At 63.0% G+C, this 14,366-nt stretch carries 11 protein-coding genes; 5 read left to right on the top strand and 6 right to left on the bottom strand.

Translation table 11 applies throughout. The features are described from left to right. Window positions 1–353: 353 nt before the first annotated feature. Window positions 354–1,037 (top strand): response regulator transcription factor, encoded by a 684-nt coding sequence (locus AD670_RS17210; protein ID WP_010564812.1) that lies wholly within the window; start codon window positions 354–356, stop codon window positions 1,035–1,037. Beyond that, window positions 1,015–2,409: a HAMP domain-containing sensor histidine kinase gene (locus tag AD670_RS17205; RefSeq protein WP_053134807.1), complete on the top strand. Its 1,395-nt coding sequence runs from the start codon at window positions 1,015–1,017 to the stop codon at window positions 2,407–2,409. The genes AD670_RS17210 and AD670_RS17205 overlap by 23 nt, the downstream gene beginning before the upstream one ends. A 241-nt stretch (window positions 2,410–2,650) precedes the next feature. Here the strand turns inward: AD670_RS17205 and AD670_RS17200 are convergent, their stop codons facing one another. Genes AD670_RS17200 through AD670_RS17190 form a run of 3 tightly spaced genes read right to left on the bottom strand, consistent with a single transcriptional unit; the run spans window position 2,651 to window position 5,505 of the window. Then, entirely contained in the window at window positions 2,651–3,067 is a 417-nt protein-coding gene (locus tag AD670_RS17200; RefSeq protein ID WP_053134804.1) for an SRPBCC family protein, read from the bottom strand. A 57-nt stretch (window positions 3,068–3,124) separates the two neighbouring features. Then, window positions 3,125–4,420 (bottom strand): FAD-binding oxidoreductase, encoded by a 1,296-nt coding sequence (locus AD670_RS17195; protein ID WP_053134802.1) that lies wholly within the window; start codon window positions 4,418–4,420, stop codon window positions 3,125–3,127. Continuing rightward, complete coding sequence (locus AD670_RS17190; protein ID WP_053134798.1) at window positions 4,417–5,505, bottom strand: polyamine ABC transporter substrate-binding protein; 1,089 nt, start codon at window positions 5,503–5,505, stop codon at window positions 4,417–4,419. The genes AD670_RS17195 and AD670_RS17190 overlap by 4 nt, the downstream gene beginning before the upstream one ends. A gap of 183 nt (window positions 5,506–5,688) precedes the next feature. On the opposite strand from AD670_RS17190, the gene AD670_RS17185 reads away from it, so the two are divergent. Next, window positions 5,689–6,576: a helix-turn-helix domain-containing protein gene (locus AD670_RS17185; protein WP_053134795.1), complete on the top strand. Its 888-nt coding sequence runs from the start codon at window positions 5,689–5,691 to the stop codon at window positions 6,574–6,576. Between the two features lie 56 nt (window positions 6,577–6,632). Here the strand turns inward: AD670_RS17185 and AD670_RS17180 are convergent, their stop codons facing one another. Genes AD670_RS17180 through AD670_RS17170 form a run of 3 tightly spaced genes read right to left on the bottom strand, consistent with a single transcriptional unit; the run spans window position 6,633 to window position 9,756 of the window. Next, complete coding sequence (locus tag AD670_RS17180) at window positions 6,633–7,736, bottom strand: acetoin dehydrogenase dihydrolipoyllysine-residue acetyltransferase subunit (protein WP_053134792.1); 1,104 nt, start codon at window positions 7,734–7,736, stop codon at window positions 6,633–6,635. Further along, window positions 7,733–8,752 (bottom strand): alpha-ketoacid dehydrogenase subunit beta, encoded by a 1,020-nt coding sequence (locus AD670_RS17175; RefSeq protein WP_027606544.1) that lies wholly within the window; start codon window positions 8,750–8,752, stop codon window positions 7,733–7,735. Before AD670_RS17175 ends, AD670_RS17180 begins: the two co-directional genes overlap by 4 nt. Window positions 8,753–8,778: 26 nt before the next feature. Continuing rightward, window positions 8,779–9,756, bottom strand: a complete 978-nt coding sequence (locus AD670_RS17170; RefSeq protein WP_053134789.1) for a thiamine pyrophosphate-dependent dehydrogenase E1 component subunit alpha — start codon at window positions 9,754–9,756, stop codon at window positions 8,779–8,781. A gap of 309 nt (window positions 9,757–10,065) precedes the next feature. On the opposite strand from AD670_RS17170, the gene AD670_RS17165 reads away from it, so the two are divergent. Together AD670_RS17165 and AD670_RS17160 are read left to right on the top strand one after the other, a co-directional pair. Beyond that, window positions 10,066–11,925: a sigma-54-dependent Fis family transcriptional regulator gene (locus AD670_RS17165; RefSeq protein WP_053134786.1), complete on the top strand. Its 1,860-nt coding sequence runs from the start codon at window positions 10,066–10,068 to the stop codon at window positions 11,923–11,925. A gap of 103 nt (window positions 11,926–12,028) precedes the next feature. Next, window positions 12,029–14,176: a TonB-dependent siderophore receptor gene (locus tag AD670_RS17160; protein WP_053134782.1), complete on the top strand. Its 2,148-nt coding sequence runs from the start codon at window positions 12,029–12,031 to the stop codon at window positions 14,174–14,176. The last annotated feature ends 190 nt before the right edge of the window (window positions 14,177–14,366 follow it).

The following is a 14,366-nucleotide window of genomic DNA, read 5'->3' as shown; positions in this document are numbered from 1 at the left end:
CTCGGTGTGCCCGTAATCCGACAGTGATTTGGGAGGCCGCCGCCACGCGCCCTCCATGGCGCGGGGCGGCTAAACCGGCATCCCTGCCGGTTTACCCCCCAAATCACTATCGAATTCCGGCCAGCGTGGTTTAACGGGGCGCCTGAGATCAAGATCAAGATCAAAAGCAAGATCAAGATCAAGGGCGACTCGCTTCGCATCGTGGTTACCGGGGGTAAGCCCCCTCCCACACCGACCGTTGTTCGTCATGAAATGGGGGTCTGGGCCTAGATGAAGTTTTATTTAGGAAGCGTTCAGCCATTTCTTGGCAAAATGCCCCCACTTCTAGTGTGAATCGCTCACCAGGTAATCCTATGACCCGCATTTTGACCATCGAGGATGACGCCGTAACGGCCCGCGAGATCGTCGCCGAGCTGAGTAGCCATGGACTGGACGTAGATTGGGTGGACAACGGCCGCGAAGGCCTGGTCCGCGCCGTGAGTGGTGATTACGATCTGATCACCCTCGACCGCATGCTGCCGGAACTCGACGGCCTGGCCATCGTCACCACCTTGCGCACCATCGGTGTGTCGACGCCGATCCTGATGATCAGCGCCCTCTCCGATGTCGACGAGCGCGTGCGCGGCCTGCGCGCCGGGGGGGATGACTACCTCACCAAGCCGTTTGCCTCCGACGAAATGGCCGCCCGCGTCGAGGTGCTGCTGCGCCGTAAAAGCACGGTCAAGGAATTCGAAACCGCACTGCGCGTGGCCGACCTGGAACTCAACCTGATCAGCCGCGAAGCCAGCCGCGCCGACCAGCCCCTGAGCCTGCTGCCCACCGAGTACAAATTGCTCGAATTCCTCATGCGCAACACCGGGCAGATCCTGTCGCGGATGATGATCTTCGAGGAAGTCTGGGGTTATCACTTCGACCCGGGCACCAACCTGATCGACGTGCACATCGGCCGTCTGCGCAAGAAAATCGATCCACCGGGCCTCACGCCGCTGATCCGCACGGTACGAGGTTCCGGTTATGTCATTGCTGAACCCCTCTAAAGGCTGGCGCTCTTCCAGCAGCCGCTTGCTGGCGCTCTACAGTTCGTTGTTCGTGGCCTGGAGCTGCATCCTCATGGGGGTGCTGTATTACGAGGTGTCCGGTTACCTGGGCGACCTCTCGCGCCATTCGCTGATGCAGCGCCAGCACCTGTTCCAGCGTTTCGACGGCGAAGAACTGGTGGAAGCGCTGACCACCAGCATGACCTTCGACATGAAAGGCGTGGACGCCTACGGCCTGTTCGATGAGCAATTCCGCCCCTTGAGCGGACCGATCCGCGCGATCCCACCCGACCTGCCGCTGGACGGCAAGATCCACACCCTGACCAACTGCGTCGACTCCGACGACCCCAAACTGCCCAAGGACAGCTGCGACGCCGTCGCCACCCACACCGACGAAGGCCGCTGGCTGGTGCTGGTGCGCGCCAACGGCTCGCTGTTCGGTGTGACGCGGATCATCTGGCATGCCCTGCTGTGGGCGCTGTCCCTGACGATTATCCCCGGCGCTGCTGGCTGGCATCTGTTGCGCCGCCGCCCATTGCGACGGATTCGCGGGATCCAGGCCAGCGCCGAAGCCATCGTCGCCGGCGACCTTACCCACCGTTTGCCGCTGTCCAACCGCCGTGATGAACTGGACATGCTCGCCGCCATCGTCAACGCCATGCTCGACCGCATCGAGAAGCTGATGAACGAGGTCAAGGGCGTCTGCGACAACATCGCCCATGACCTGCGCACCCCGCTGACCCGCCTGCGCGCACAGCTCTACCGCATCCGGCAGGAGGCCGAGCAGGACTCCGGCTACGCGGTAAAACTGGACGACGCCATCGCCGAGACCGACACCCTGATGGCGCGTTTTCGCGGGCTGTTGCGCATTTCCGAACTGGAAGACCACCAGCGCCGCTCCGGTTTCCTGGTCATGGACCCGCTGCCCCTGCTGCGCGAGTTGCATGACTTCTACCTGCCCCTGGCCGAAGAAGGCGAATTGCACCTGCGCCTCGAAGTCCCCGAGTCCCTGCCATGGATCACCGGCGACCGCGCCCTGTTGTTCGAAGCCTTGGCCAACCTGCTGAGCAACTCGATCAAGTTCTCCCCAGCGGGGGGCGAAGTGATCCTGCGCGGGCTCAACGACGCCGGCAGCACGCGCATCGAAGTGCACGACTCCGGGCCCGGCATACCGGCGGCAGAACGCGACGCGGTGTTCCAGCGCTTTTATCGGGTGGATGAAGGCGACCAGCAAGGCGGGTTTGGATTGGGCCTATCGATCGTGGCCGCGATCATCAACTTGCATGGGTTCAAGTTGGAAGTCGGCACCAGCGAGCAAGGCGGTGCGCGCCTGATCCTGGAATGCCGCCAGCAACTGATGCCCGAAGCCTGATCCATAAGCCAGTCAGTCAGTAAGCGTACATCGCCTCCTGTAGGAGCGAGCTTGCTCGCGAAAAACGTCAACGATAACGCGTGCCTCCTGAATAAACGCGGCGCCTGTGAGTTTTTCGCGAGCAAGCTCGCTCCTACAAAAAGCCTTAACTGACGGGCATTAGGGCAAGCCCGCTCGCCACAGGGGAACTCGAAAGTCTCTGAACGTTGTGTAGATACCTTGCATTGCCGGGTAGATCGGATCAGGCCGGGAAGTTGGCCCGCAGCGCCTCAAGCCCGCCGCTGTACATGCCGGCAAACAGCTCTTCCACCGCCGCCTCCGTAGTACCCGCCGCCGGGGTAAACACCCCGGACCACGTTACCTTTGCCGACGACTCCGTCAACGCCTCAACTTGCACAGTCGCAAGATAGGCACTCACCGGAAACGGCGACGCTTCAATGGTGTAGCTGTAAGTACGCCCGACGTTATCGAAGGTCTGCAAACGCTCCACCACCACACCGCCGTCGGCGGTTTCCAGGTGACGCACGCGGCCGCCCTCGCCGGGCTCGCTCTTAACGATCAGCGGCAACCAGTCGGGCAGGCTGTTAAAGCCGCCAACCAATTTCCAGACCTGATCGGCCGATACCGGGATTTCAATTGCTGCAGATGCTGTTGGCACGGTAAATCTCCAAAAGTCGTAGGAAAACTTCGTCCACAGCCTGCCACGCCCCAGGCTTCAATGCATCAATTCCCGCAAACGATGCCACGCCATCCCCAACGCCAGCAGCGGCGAGCGCAACGCTTTTCCGCCCGGAAAGGTCATGTGCGGCACCTGGCTGAAAATATCCAGGCCCTGGCTGTGGCCCGCGTGTATGCCTTCGGCCAGCAGCCGCGCGCACCAGTGAGTGACGTTCAACCCGTGCCCGGAATAGCCCTGGGCGTAGAACACATTCGGGTACTGCTGCAACCGCCCGACCTGCGGGAAGCGATTGGCGGTGATGCCGATCTTGCCGCCCCACTGGAACGCGATGGCGGTGTTGGCCAGTTGCGGGAACACCTTGAGCATCTTGGGCTGCATATAGGCGGCGATGTCTTTGGGATCGCGTCCCGAGTAATGGCAGGCGCCGCCGAACAATAAGCGACGGTCGGCGGACAGCCGGTAGTAATCCAGGCCGACTTTCTGGTCGCACAGCGCCAGGTTCTGTGGGATCAACTGGTTGGCCAATTCAACCGACAGCGGCTCGGTGGCGATGATGTAGCTGCCCGCTGGCAGCACCTTGCCGCTCAGGCGCGGTTCGAGTTCTTCCAGGTGTGCATTGCAGGCCAGCACCAGGCTGGCCGCCCGCACCGTACCTCTGGCACAGCGCACCTGCACGGTGTCGCCGTGGATCAATGCCAACACCTCAGTGTGTTCAAAAATCTTCACCCCCAGGGACTCGGCCACCTGCGCCTCGCCGAGCACCAGGTTCAGCGGGTGCAGGTGCCCGGAGCCCCTATCGACCAGGCCGCCGGCATACACCATCGAGCCGACCACCTCCTGCATATCCTCGGGCCCCACCAGGCGGGTTTCATGCACATAACCCTGGCGCGCCAGGTTCTGCTGCTCGCCCTTGAACGCCGCGAATTGCGCCGGGGTATTGGCCAGCTCACAGAAGCCCCAACGCAAATCGCAGTCGATCCCGTGCTCACGAATGCGTTCCCCCACCAACGCCACCGACTCAATACCGGCCCGCTCCAAGTAACGCACGCCCTCCTCGCCCACGTACTTGGCAAACCCCGACACATCGTGGCCGATGCCACGAATCAACTGCCCACCGTTGCGCCCACTGGCGCCCCAGCCGATGCGCCGGGCCTCCAGCAGGACCACCGAGAGCCCGCGCTGGGCCAGTTCGATAGCGGTGTTGACGCCGGTAAACCCACCGCCGATCACACACACATCGGCGCTCAGGTCGGCGCCCAGTGACGGGCGCTCCGGCATGGCATTCGCGGACGCGAGGTAATAGGAACGGGCATGGTCGCTGGAGGGGATCATTTGTTGGTCTTCACTTTGCTCCAGGCGCGGGTCATCAGGCGCATGGTCGCCGGGGTGGGCGTGGTGGAAATATAGAGTTTGTCGAGCACAGCCTGGGACGGGTACACCTCAGGGTTGTTCACCAGTTCCGGGGCCATGAACGCCTTGGCCGCCGGGTTGGCATTGGCGTAACCGACCGAGGCGCTGACCTTGGCGATCACTTCAGGGTCGAGCAGGTAGTTGATAAACGCATGGGCCGCTTTCGGGTTGCTCGCATCGGCCGGGATCGCCAGCAGGTCGAACCACAGGTTGGAGCCTTCCTTGGGAATCGAGTAGGCGATATTCACGCCGTTCTTGGCTTCCTTGGCGCGGTTGGCCGCTTGGAACACATCGCCGGAATAGCCGAACGCCACGCAGATATCACCGTTGGCCAGGTCCGAAATGTACTTGGAGGAATGGAAGTAGGTGATGTACGGCCGCAGCGTCAACAGCTTGGCCTCGGCTTGCTTGTAGTCCTCGGCATTCTCGCTGCGCGGGTCCTTGCCCATGTAGTTGAGGATCGCCGGGAACAGCTCATCCGCCGAGTCGAGGAAGGCCACGCCGCACTGGTTGAGCTTCTTGATGTTCTCCGGCTCGAACAGCACCGCCCATGAATCGATATGGTCGATGCCCAGCACCTGCTTGACCTTGTCGACGTTATAGCCGATGCCGTTGGTGCCCCACAGGTACGGCACCGAGTGCGCATTGCCTGGGTCGTTTTTCTCCAGCAGCTTGAGCAGCTTGGGGTCGAGGTTCTTGAAGTTGGGCAACTGCGCGCGGTCGAGCTTGAGGAAAGCCCCGGCCTTCACCTGGCGCGCTAAAAAGTGGTTGGACGGCACCACCACGTCATAGCCGGTGCGACCGGCGAGCAACTTGCCCTCCAGGGTTTCGTTGGAGTCGAAGACGTCGTAGATCACCTTGATCGAGGTTGCGGCCTGGAAATCAGCCAGGGTGGTCTCGCCGATATAGTCGGTCCAGTTGTAGACGCTCACCGTTTGTGCCGCTTCGCTGGTGCTGCTGAATGCAGCCACCAAGGCCAGCGGGAGAAGCTTTTTCACAAGACGCATATCGACACCCCTTTTGGTTTTTTTTAGACGCTCAACAGCAGCAACACACGCTCCGGCAGACGGGTTGGCTTGCGCCGGCTTGTACTCGCGGCGCATTGAGGTCTATCTTGGGCCAGCCTTCACAGGCCATCTATCCACTTTGCACGCGGCACAACGCACCAATAGAGTGCGCACGGATCACCCATGACCCAGGCAACCGCTTTGCGCGTACAGGCCTTCACCACCGGTGATGTGGCCGCTCAATGCAGTGCGACACCCGGTTGGGTGCAGCAGTACCAGCAGATGTCCCCGGGGCACTTTGCCGGCCGCATCCGCTACCTCGACCTGCAAGGGGTCGAGGTGTACGAAGAAAGCATGAACACCCGCGTCGAGCAGCACTTCAAAGCACCAACGGGCGCACTGGCGTTCTGTTTCGATGGCAGCGACAACGCGCTGTATGTGCTCAATGGCGAAAGCCGCAATACCTGGATCACCCCGGAAAACTACCGCGAAGTGGCGGTGGTGTTCGGGCCGCACTTCGTGCAGCGCCATGGCCTGGATATGGCGCGGCTGGAAGGCCTGTTCATGGCACCGCTGACCTGCCAGCAAAACGCGCTGTTCAGCCGCTGGCTAAGTGGCACGCTGACGCGCGTGTCCACGGTCAGCGACCCAGTGTCCCTCACTCAGCAATTGCTCGACGACTGCCTGTTCATCCTCGACAACGCCTGCGCGTGCCTGGACCGCAGTTCATTGCAAAAGCGCAGTGAAGAACGCCGGTTGATGGCACGCGTTGGCGAATGGTCGGCGGATGCGCCGGATGAAACCGTCAACCTGCTGGAACTGGCGCAGATTGCCGGTGTGCCGTTGCGCCAGTTGCAGCAAGGGTTCAAGACCTACACCGGGATGAGCCCGGCGCAGTGGTTGCGCCTGCGCCGGTTGAATGGGGCGCGGCGTGAGTTGTTGAACAGTCCCGGAACGACCGTGGCCGAGGTGGCGATGAACTGGTCGTTCTGGCATTTGGGGCGGTTCTCTAACAGCTATCGAGCATTGTTCAAGGAACTGCCCAGCGAAACCCTAAAGCACTCACTTTGAAATGCATCTAAAAAATGTGGGAGGGGGCAAGGCCCCCTCCCACATTGGATTGCATTTCAAGGTTGGGCTTTTAGGAAGGTTGAGATTAGCGAGTTAACCCGCTCCGCCGCCTCCAACTGCACCATATGCCCCTGCCCCGGCAATATCTCCACCTGGGCCTCCAACCCCTGGGCATGGCCGGCCGGGATGATTGCATCGTCACTGCCCCAGATCACCAGGCTCGGCTGCTGGCCCACCACGTTGCGCAAGTCCAACATCTGCCGACCGCCATCAAACAGCTTGGCATTGAGCTGGCGCAGCGCCTGATCCACCCCTTCCAAGCGCTTGAACTTGAGCATGTCCTCCAGCATCTGCCGCGTCACCAGCGCCGGGTCGCTGAACAGTTGCACCAGTTGCGGCTTGAGCGCATTACGGTTATTGGCCTCGGCAAAACCGTGCAGGTAATCACCATTGATATCCGCCCCCAGCCCGGCGCTGGCGATCAGGGTCAGCGACGCGACGCGCTCCGGGGCCTGGTCAGCAACCCTCAGCGAAACCAACCCACCCATGGAGTGCCCGGCCAGGTGCACGCGGTCGAGCTGGAGGTGATCGAGCAAGGCCAGCACCGCCTGGCTCAGCTCCTCGGCGTCACCGGTTTGCAGATGCTTGCCCGACTCGCCATGCCCCGGCAGATCCAGGGCGATCACCCGGCGCTCGGCGGCCAGGGCCGGTTGGTTGAACAGCCAGTTGTTCAAGTCGCCACCAAAGCCATGCACCAGCACCAGCGGCGTACCGCCCTCGCCCAGGTCGAGATAACGCAACAAACGCCCGCCCACCTCGACCTTCTGCGCACTCGGCCCGGTGGCCTCGGCTTCGGCACTGCTGGAGACGAAGCCGGCGTTGAAGCTTTCGATCACCGCCTCGATCTCGGCCTCGCTGGCCTCGCCTTCCACCACGATCCCCAGCAGCGCGCCCACTGGCAAGGTCTCGTCGCTCAGCGCCAGTACGCGGCGCAGCACGCCACTGAACGGCGCCTCGACACTGCTGGAGATCTTGTCGGTCTCCACGTCCAGCACTTCTTCGCCCTTCTCCACCCGGTCGCCGGGCTGCTTGAGCCAGACATCGATGCGACCTTCGGTCATCGACAGCCCCCACTTGGGCATGGTCAAGGTATGGATCATGCGGCATTCCTCTTGTCGGCGATCTTCAGCACGGCGGCCTCGATCTTCGCGGCGTTGGGGATATACAGGTCTTCCAGCGCATCGGAAAACGGCACCGGCGTGTGCGGCGCGGTGACCATCTCGATCGGCGCGCGCAGGAACGAGAAGCCCTGCTGGGCCACCAACGCACTGATGTCGGTGGCGATGGAACAACGCGGATTGGACTCGTCGATCACCACCAGGCGCCCGGTTTTCTCCACGCTCTCAAGGATGCTGTCTTCGTCCAACGGGCTGGTGGTGCGCAGGTCCAGCACCTCGCAGTCGATGCCCTGGCGTGCCAGGTTGGCGGCGGCTTCCAGGGCGATATGCACCATGCGCCCGTAGGTCACCAGGGTCACGTCGCGGCCTTCGCGAACAAAGTTGGCTTCGCCGAACGGCACGGTGTACAGCTCTTCCGGCACTTCGCCCTGCAGGCTGTAGAGCATCTTGTGTTCGAGGAAGATCACCGGGTCGTTGTCGCGGATCGCCTGGATCAACATGCCCTTGGCGTCATACGGCGTGGCCGGGCACACCACCTTGAGGCCGGGAATGTGCGTCCACATCGAAGTCAGCATCTGCGAATGCTGGGCCGCCGCGCGCAGGCCGGCGCCGTACATGGCGCGCACCACCAGCGGAGTAGTGGTCTTGCCGCCGAACATGTAGCGAAACTTGGCGGCCTGGTTGAGCAACTGGTCGAGGCAGCAGCCGATAAAGTCGACGAACATCAATTCGCACACCGGGCGCATGCCACGGGTGGCGGCGCCGACGGCCATGCCGACGTAGCCGACTTCGGACAACGGCGCATCGAGTACGCGGTCTGGAAACTCCGGGTACAGGCCCTTGGTCACGCCGAGCACTCCGCCCCAGGCGTCCTGCTCGCCGGGCGAACCGGTGCCGCCGGAGACGTCCTGGCCGATGATGAACACACTCTGGTCCCGGCGCATTTCCTGGGCCAGGGCTTCGTTGATTGCCTGCTGATAGCTGATTTTGCGAGCCATGAGATTCTCTCCGAGTCTTGTTGTTATTAGCGGTAGGCGACGTAGACATCGCTGAGCAGGTCGGCGGCCTGGGGCTTGGGATCGGACTTGGCCAGGCGCACGGCGTCGTCGATCAACTGCGCGACCTCGCCGTCGATACGTTCGAACTGCGCGGCATCGAGCCAGCCTTCGGCATTGCAGCGCTGGCGGAACAGTGCGAGGCAGTCGTGGGATTCGCGCAGGTTCTTCACTTCATCCGGGCCACGATAGGTTTGTGCATCGCCTTCGAAGTGGCCGTAGAAACGGCTCAACTTGACCTCCACCAGCGTCGGCCCCTCGCCGTTGCGCGCGCGTTCTACGGCTACGCCCACTGCCGCGTGCACGGCGAAGAAATCATTGCCATCGACAATCACCCCCGGCATGCCAAAGCCCACCGCCCGTTCGGCAATGTCCTTGCACGCCACCGACCAGCCGGAACCGGTGGCCTCGGCATAGCCGTTGTTCTCGGCGACGAACAGGCACGGCAGCTTCATGATCGACGCCAGGTTCATCGCCTCGAACACCGCGCCCTCGTTAGAGCCGCCGTCGCCGAAGAAGGCCACGGCCACGCCCTGGCTGCCCTTGAGCTTGGAGGCCAGCGCAGCGCCTGCCGCCAACGGCGCACCGGCACCGACAATGCCGTTGGCGCCGAGCATGCCCTTCTCCTGGTCGGCGATGTGCATGGAGCCCCCCTTGCCGCCGCACACGCCGGTTTTCTTGCCGTAGATCTCGGCCATCATGCCGAACACATCCACGCCCTTGGCGATGCAATGGCCGTGGCCACGGTGGTTGGAGGCGATGCAATCTTCATCGTTGAGGTGGGCCATGACCCCCGCGGCGCTGGCTTCCTGGCCGGCATACAGGTGCACGAAACCGGGGATCTCGCCGGTGGCAAATTCCACATGCAGGCGCTCTTCGAAATCACGGATGGTGCGCATCACGGTGTAGGCATGCAGCAGTTGATCGGTGGACAGGTGAGTGGACATCTTGTTGTTCTCCAGGTTGTCTCGACACACAAAAGGCTGGCTGCGGCCAGCTGTAAGCGGTTCAGCACAGGCTGTGCCAAGGCGCACAAAAACCTGGCAAAGCCTTGACCCAGAGCAGTGCCGCACGGTTGTACCGCTGCGCGGTGCCAGCGCAGAATGAGACCCGGCATTGCAACGTGCAGGCAGCGTCTCAGGCCAATTGAGACGCTGCGTCTCAACCTCGGCAGTTGGTCAGGCCAGCCTTGTCCGCCGACGCCCATGGGCGCTTAATGGCGGGCATAACAACAATGATCGAGAACCGGAGGCCTTATGTTCGCCGCGAACTCCAGGGAACACGTCGACTGTGTCAGTCGCGTGGTCCGCAATGCCGATCGCCTGCCCCAGGCGCCGGTGCCGTCGCTGATTTTCGATTCATGGCGGCGCTCCATGGAGCAACACCACCTCGACCCCGGCTCGCTGCAGGGGCCCCGTATCCTCACCGAACCCTTGCTCAAGGAATGCCGCGAGCGCGCCGAACTGTTCATGCGCATCGCCAGCGAAGAAGTCGGGCAACTGCACCACCGGGTGCGCCACGCCGACTACTGCGTGATGCTCACCGACGCCCAGGGCCAGACCATCGACCACCGCGTCGACACCGCCATTCGCAGCGACTGCCGCAAAGCCGGCCTGTACCTCGGCACCTGCTGGTCGGAAGCCGAGGAAGGCACCTGCGGCGTGGCCACTGTACTGACCAGCAAGGCCGCAGTGACGGTGCACAAGCGCGACCACTTCCGTGCCGCCTTTATCAGCCTGACCTGCTCCGCCGCGCCGATCTTCGACCCCCAGGGCAACCTGCTGGGGGTGATGGATGCCTCGGCGCTCAAATCCCCGGACGACCGGCGCAGCCAGCACCTGGTGCGGCAGATGGTGGCGCAGAGTGCGCAAGCCATCGAAAACGCCTTCTTCATGCACAGCGCCCGCGAGCATTGGGTACTCCAGGCCCACAGCACACCGGGCTATGTGGACAGCCAGCCCGACCTGCTGCTGGCCTGGGACCAGGATGGGCGCCTGCACGCGCTGAACAGCAAGGCGCGCCAGGCCCTGCGCCGGCGTTTCGGCCAGGTGCCGGAGCATATCGGCGAAGTGTTCGACCTGGATGCGTTGCGCTCGGTCACCGATCAATCGACCCAACACCTGCAATGGCTGGGCGAGCCTGGCGTGCTGCACGTGCGGGTCAACACCCCGCGACGCAAACCCGCGCGTCCCGTTGCGCACACCCAGGTCGACCCACGGGTGGAAGAACACCTGCGCCTGGCCGTGCGCGTCAAGGACCGCAACCTGCCGGTCCTGGTGCAGGGTGAAACCGGCGCTGGCAAGGAAGTTTTCGCCCGCCAACTGCACGAACGCAGCGCCCGCCGTGCGGGGCCCTTTGTCGCGGTGAACTGCGCAGCGATCCCCGAAAACCTGATCGAAAGCGAGCTGTTCGGCTACGTGGCCGGGGCCTTTACCGGCGCGTCCAGCAAAGGCATGCCGGGGCTGTTGGTGCAGGCCGATGGCGGTACGTTGTTCCTTGATGAAATCGGCGATATGCCGCTGGCGTTACAGACGCGCCTGTTGCGGGTGATGGCCGAGGGTGAAGTGGCGCCCCTGGGCGGGGCCAAAACCCGCACGGTGGACATCCAGGTGATCTGCGCCAGCCACCGCGACCTGGCCGTGCTGGTGAACGAAGGACGCTTTCGCGAAGACCTGTACTTCCGCCTCGGCTGCGCACGCTTCTGCCTGCCGCCGCTGCGCGAGCGCAGTGACAAACTGGCATTGATCAACCGGCTGGTGGAGCAGCAAGCACGCGGCAGCGGCGTCTCGGTAGGCATCGGCCAGGCCGCGCTGGAACGGCTGCTGGGCTATGCCTGGCCGGGCAATGTGCGCCAACTGCACCATGTACTGGCGTATGCCTGTGCAGTGTGTGAAGGCGGCACGATTCAACTGGCGGACTTACCGGTGGAAGTGCGCGGCGAACAGGTCGAGGCGCTGACCGAGCACAGCGTCAGCCCGGAACGCCAAGTGGTACTGGACGCGTTGATCCGGCATCGCTGGAAGCCGTTGCCGACGGCGCAGGCGCTAGGCATTTCCCGAGCCACCCTGTACCGCCGAGTCAACCAACTGGGCATCGACATGCCCGGCAAGCGTTGAGACGCACGGTCTCAGCGCACGCGCCGGTACCGAACGCTTGTAAAACCTGGCTGTTATGCCTAGCTTATGCGCCCCCCGCCCTGCGCTTTAAGGCCCTGCCCCCATGGTTTTGCGTTTTCGTCCCGTTGTCACTTCACGTTTCGCCCTCGGCCTGCTGCTCAGCGGCGGTATCGGCAACAGTCTGGCGGCGCAGGTCGAACTGCCGGCGGTGCAGGTCCAGGGGCAGGACGAGTCCGGCTATCGCGCAGACACCGCCTCGGTCGGCGGCTTCAATGAGGCGCCTCTACTGGACACCCCAGCCTCGATCACGGTGATCAATGCCGCGCTGATCAAGGACCAGCAAGCGCGCCTGCTCAGTGAAGTGCTGCGCAACGACGCCTCGGTGGGCGACAGCTACGCGCCCATCGGTTACTACGAAAATTTCGTGGTACGCGGTTTCTCGCTGAATGCGGCGAGCAGCTACAAGATCAACGGGCGCACCATCACTGGCGAGCAGAACGTCGCCCTGGAAAACAAGCAGCAGGTGGAAGTGCTCAAGGGCCTCGCCGGTTTGCAGAGCGGGATTTCCGAACCCAGCGGCGTGATCAACTACGTGACCAAGCGCCCGGAGGATGTGCGCTCGGTGACGGTGTCCACCGATGATCGCGGCAGCGGCTATATCGCCACTGATGTGGGCGGCTGGTTTGGCAGCGAGCAGCAATTCGGTCTGCGCGCCAACGTCGCCCACGAAGACCTCAACTCCTACGTGGAGCACGCCAACGGCCAGCGCGATTTTGTGTCCCTGGCCTTCGACTGGAACATCAGCCCCGACGCGGTGCTGCAACTCGACGCGGAATACCAGAACAAGCAACAGCGCTCGGTGCCGGGCTACCAGTTGCTGGGCGGCACCGAAGTGCCCCACGACGCCTCGCCGAAAAAACTGCTGGGCCATCAGAGCGGCTCCAAGCAGGTCGGCATCGACGCGTTGAACCTCAATGGCAAGTTCGAATACCGCTTCAGCGACCAGTGGAAAGGCAGCGTCAGCGCCGCGCGCAGCAAGGTGGTGATCGATGACTACAGTTCGTTTGCCTGGGGCGGCGACACCACCGGTGTCGGCAACCACTTCACGCCCGAAGGCAACTACGACGTCTACGACTACCGCAGCCCCGACGACACCCGCCGTGACGATGAAGTCCAGGCGGCGATGACCGGCCTGTTCGACACCGCAGGCATCGGCCATGAACTGACCTTCGGCACCAGCGCATTTCGCCGGGTGGTCGACAAGCGCAACGCCGTCAACGAGTACCTCGGCACGACCAATATCGACGATGACGCGCCGACGTTCACGCCCACCGACAAACCGCTGAACGACAGCCATCGCACCCTCGACAGCCGTCAGTACGGCCTGTTCGTCACCGACCGCATCCGCTTCAACGAGCAATGGCAAACCATCCTCGGCGGCCGCGAGGTGCGCCTGGATGAAAAAGCCTTCGACGGCGTCACGGGCGACCAGGCCCGCCATACCCAGCAATACGTGTTCCTGCCCCAGGCGGCATTGATCTACAAACCCATAGAAAATATCTCTCTGTACACCAGCTACAGCAAAGGCTTGTCCCTGGGTGGCACAGCGCCGTGGTTTGCGACCAATCAAAGTGAAACCCTGGCCCCGACCACCTCGCGGCAAATCGAAGCCGGGGTGAAATACGACTGGCGCCGCATCAGCTTCGCCGCCGCCGTGTTCCAGACGCGCCAGGCCTACCAGTACGCCAAGCCGGAGGGCGCCGGTGCCTTTACCTATGTGCAACAGGGCGAGCAGAAGAACACCGGCGTGGAGTTGTCGGCCAACGGCTGGGCCACCGACCGCCTGCAGATTTCCACCAGCGTGGCGGCGATTCGTGCCCGGGTGAACGGCAGCGGCACACCGGAATACGAAGAGCACCAGGCGATCAACGTGCCCAAGCTGCGCGCCAGTGTGTACGCCGATTATGCCTTGCCGTGGGTCAATGGCCTGGCGGTGCTCGGCGGTGTGCAATACAGCGCCAAGAAGTACGCCAACCGCAGCGGCAATGTGGAGGTGGGGGATTATGCGGTGGTCAACATCGGCAGCCGCTACACCACCAAGGTCGACGGCTACGAGACGGTGTTGCGCCTGAGCGTCGACAACCTGTTCGACAAGCGCTACTGGCGCGACGCGGGCGAGTACATGGGCGATGACTATCTGTTCATGGGCGCGCCACTGACGGCGCGCCTGAGTGCTTCAGTTAACTTCTGACAATTACCCCTGTGGAGAGGGAGGTCTCACTACCTCTTCGAAGCAGCGCTGTCGCGCAGCAAACGGCCCCCCTGTGGCGAGCGGGCTTGTCCCGCGTTGGGCTGCGAAGCAGCCCCAAAACCAGCCGCTACAGAGTGTCTGATACACCGCGTTCTTTTTAATGGGGCTGCTGCGCAGCCCAACGCGGGAC

Source organism: Pseudomonas sp. MIACH, assembly GCF_001269925.1.
Lineage (GTDB): Bacteria > Pseudomonadota > Gammaproteobacteria > Pseudomonadales > Pseudomonadaceae > Aquipseudomonas.
Note: the sequence above shows the minus strand (reverse complement) of the source record. Positions and strands in the feature narration are given on the sequence as shown.

What these genes read in the sequence shown, in the direction of transcription:
- AD670_RS17210 (WP_010564812.1), top strand. Translation starts at nt 354, where the DNA reads ATGACCCGCATTTTGACCATCGAGGATGACGCCGTAACGGCCCGCGAG.
- AD670_RS17205 (WP_053134807.1), top strand. Translation starts at nt 1,015, where the DNA reads ATGTCATTGCTGAACCCCTCTAAAGGCTGGCGCTCTTCCAGCAGCCGC.
- AD670_RS17195 (WP_053134802.1), bottom strand. Translation starts at nt 4,420, where the DNA reads ATGATCCCCTCCAGCGACCATGCCCGTTCCTATTACCTCGCGTCCGCG.
- AD670_RS17190 (WP_053134798.1), bottom strand. Translation starts at nt 5,505, where the DNA reads ATGCGTCTTGTGAAAAAGCTTCTCCCGCTGGCCTTGGTGGCTGCATTC.
- AD670_RS17185 (WP_053134795.1), top strand. Translation starts at nt 5,689, where the DNA reads ATGACCCAGGCAACCGCTTTGCGCGTACAGGCCTTCACCACCGGTGAT.
- AD670_RS17180 (WP_053134792.1), bottom strand. Translation starts at nt 7,736, where the DNA reads ATGATCCATACCTTGACCATGCCCAAGTGGGGGCTGTCGATGACCGAA.
- AD670_RS17175 (WP_027606544.1), bottom strand. Translation starts at nt 8,752, where the DNA reads ATGGCTCGCAAAATCAGCTATCAGCAGGCAATCAACGAAGCCCTGGCC.
- AD670_RS17170 (WP_053134789.1), bottom strand. Translation starts at nt 9,756, where the DNA reads ATGTCCACTCACCTGTCCACCGATCAACTGCTGCATGCCTACACCGTG.
- AD670_RS17165 (WP_053134786.1), top strand. Translation starts at nt 10,066, where the DNA reads ATGTTCGCCGCGAACTCCAGGGAACACGTCGACTGTGTCAGTCGCGTG.
- AD670_RS17160 (WP_053134782.1), top strand. Translation starts at nt 12,029, where the DNA reads ATGGTTTTGCGTTTTCGTCCCGTTGTCACTTCACGTTTCGCCCTCGGC.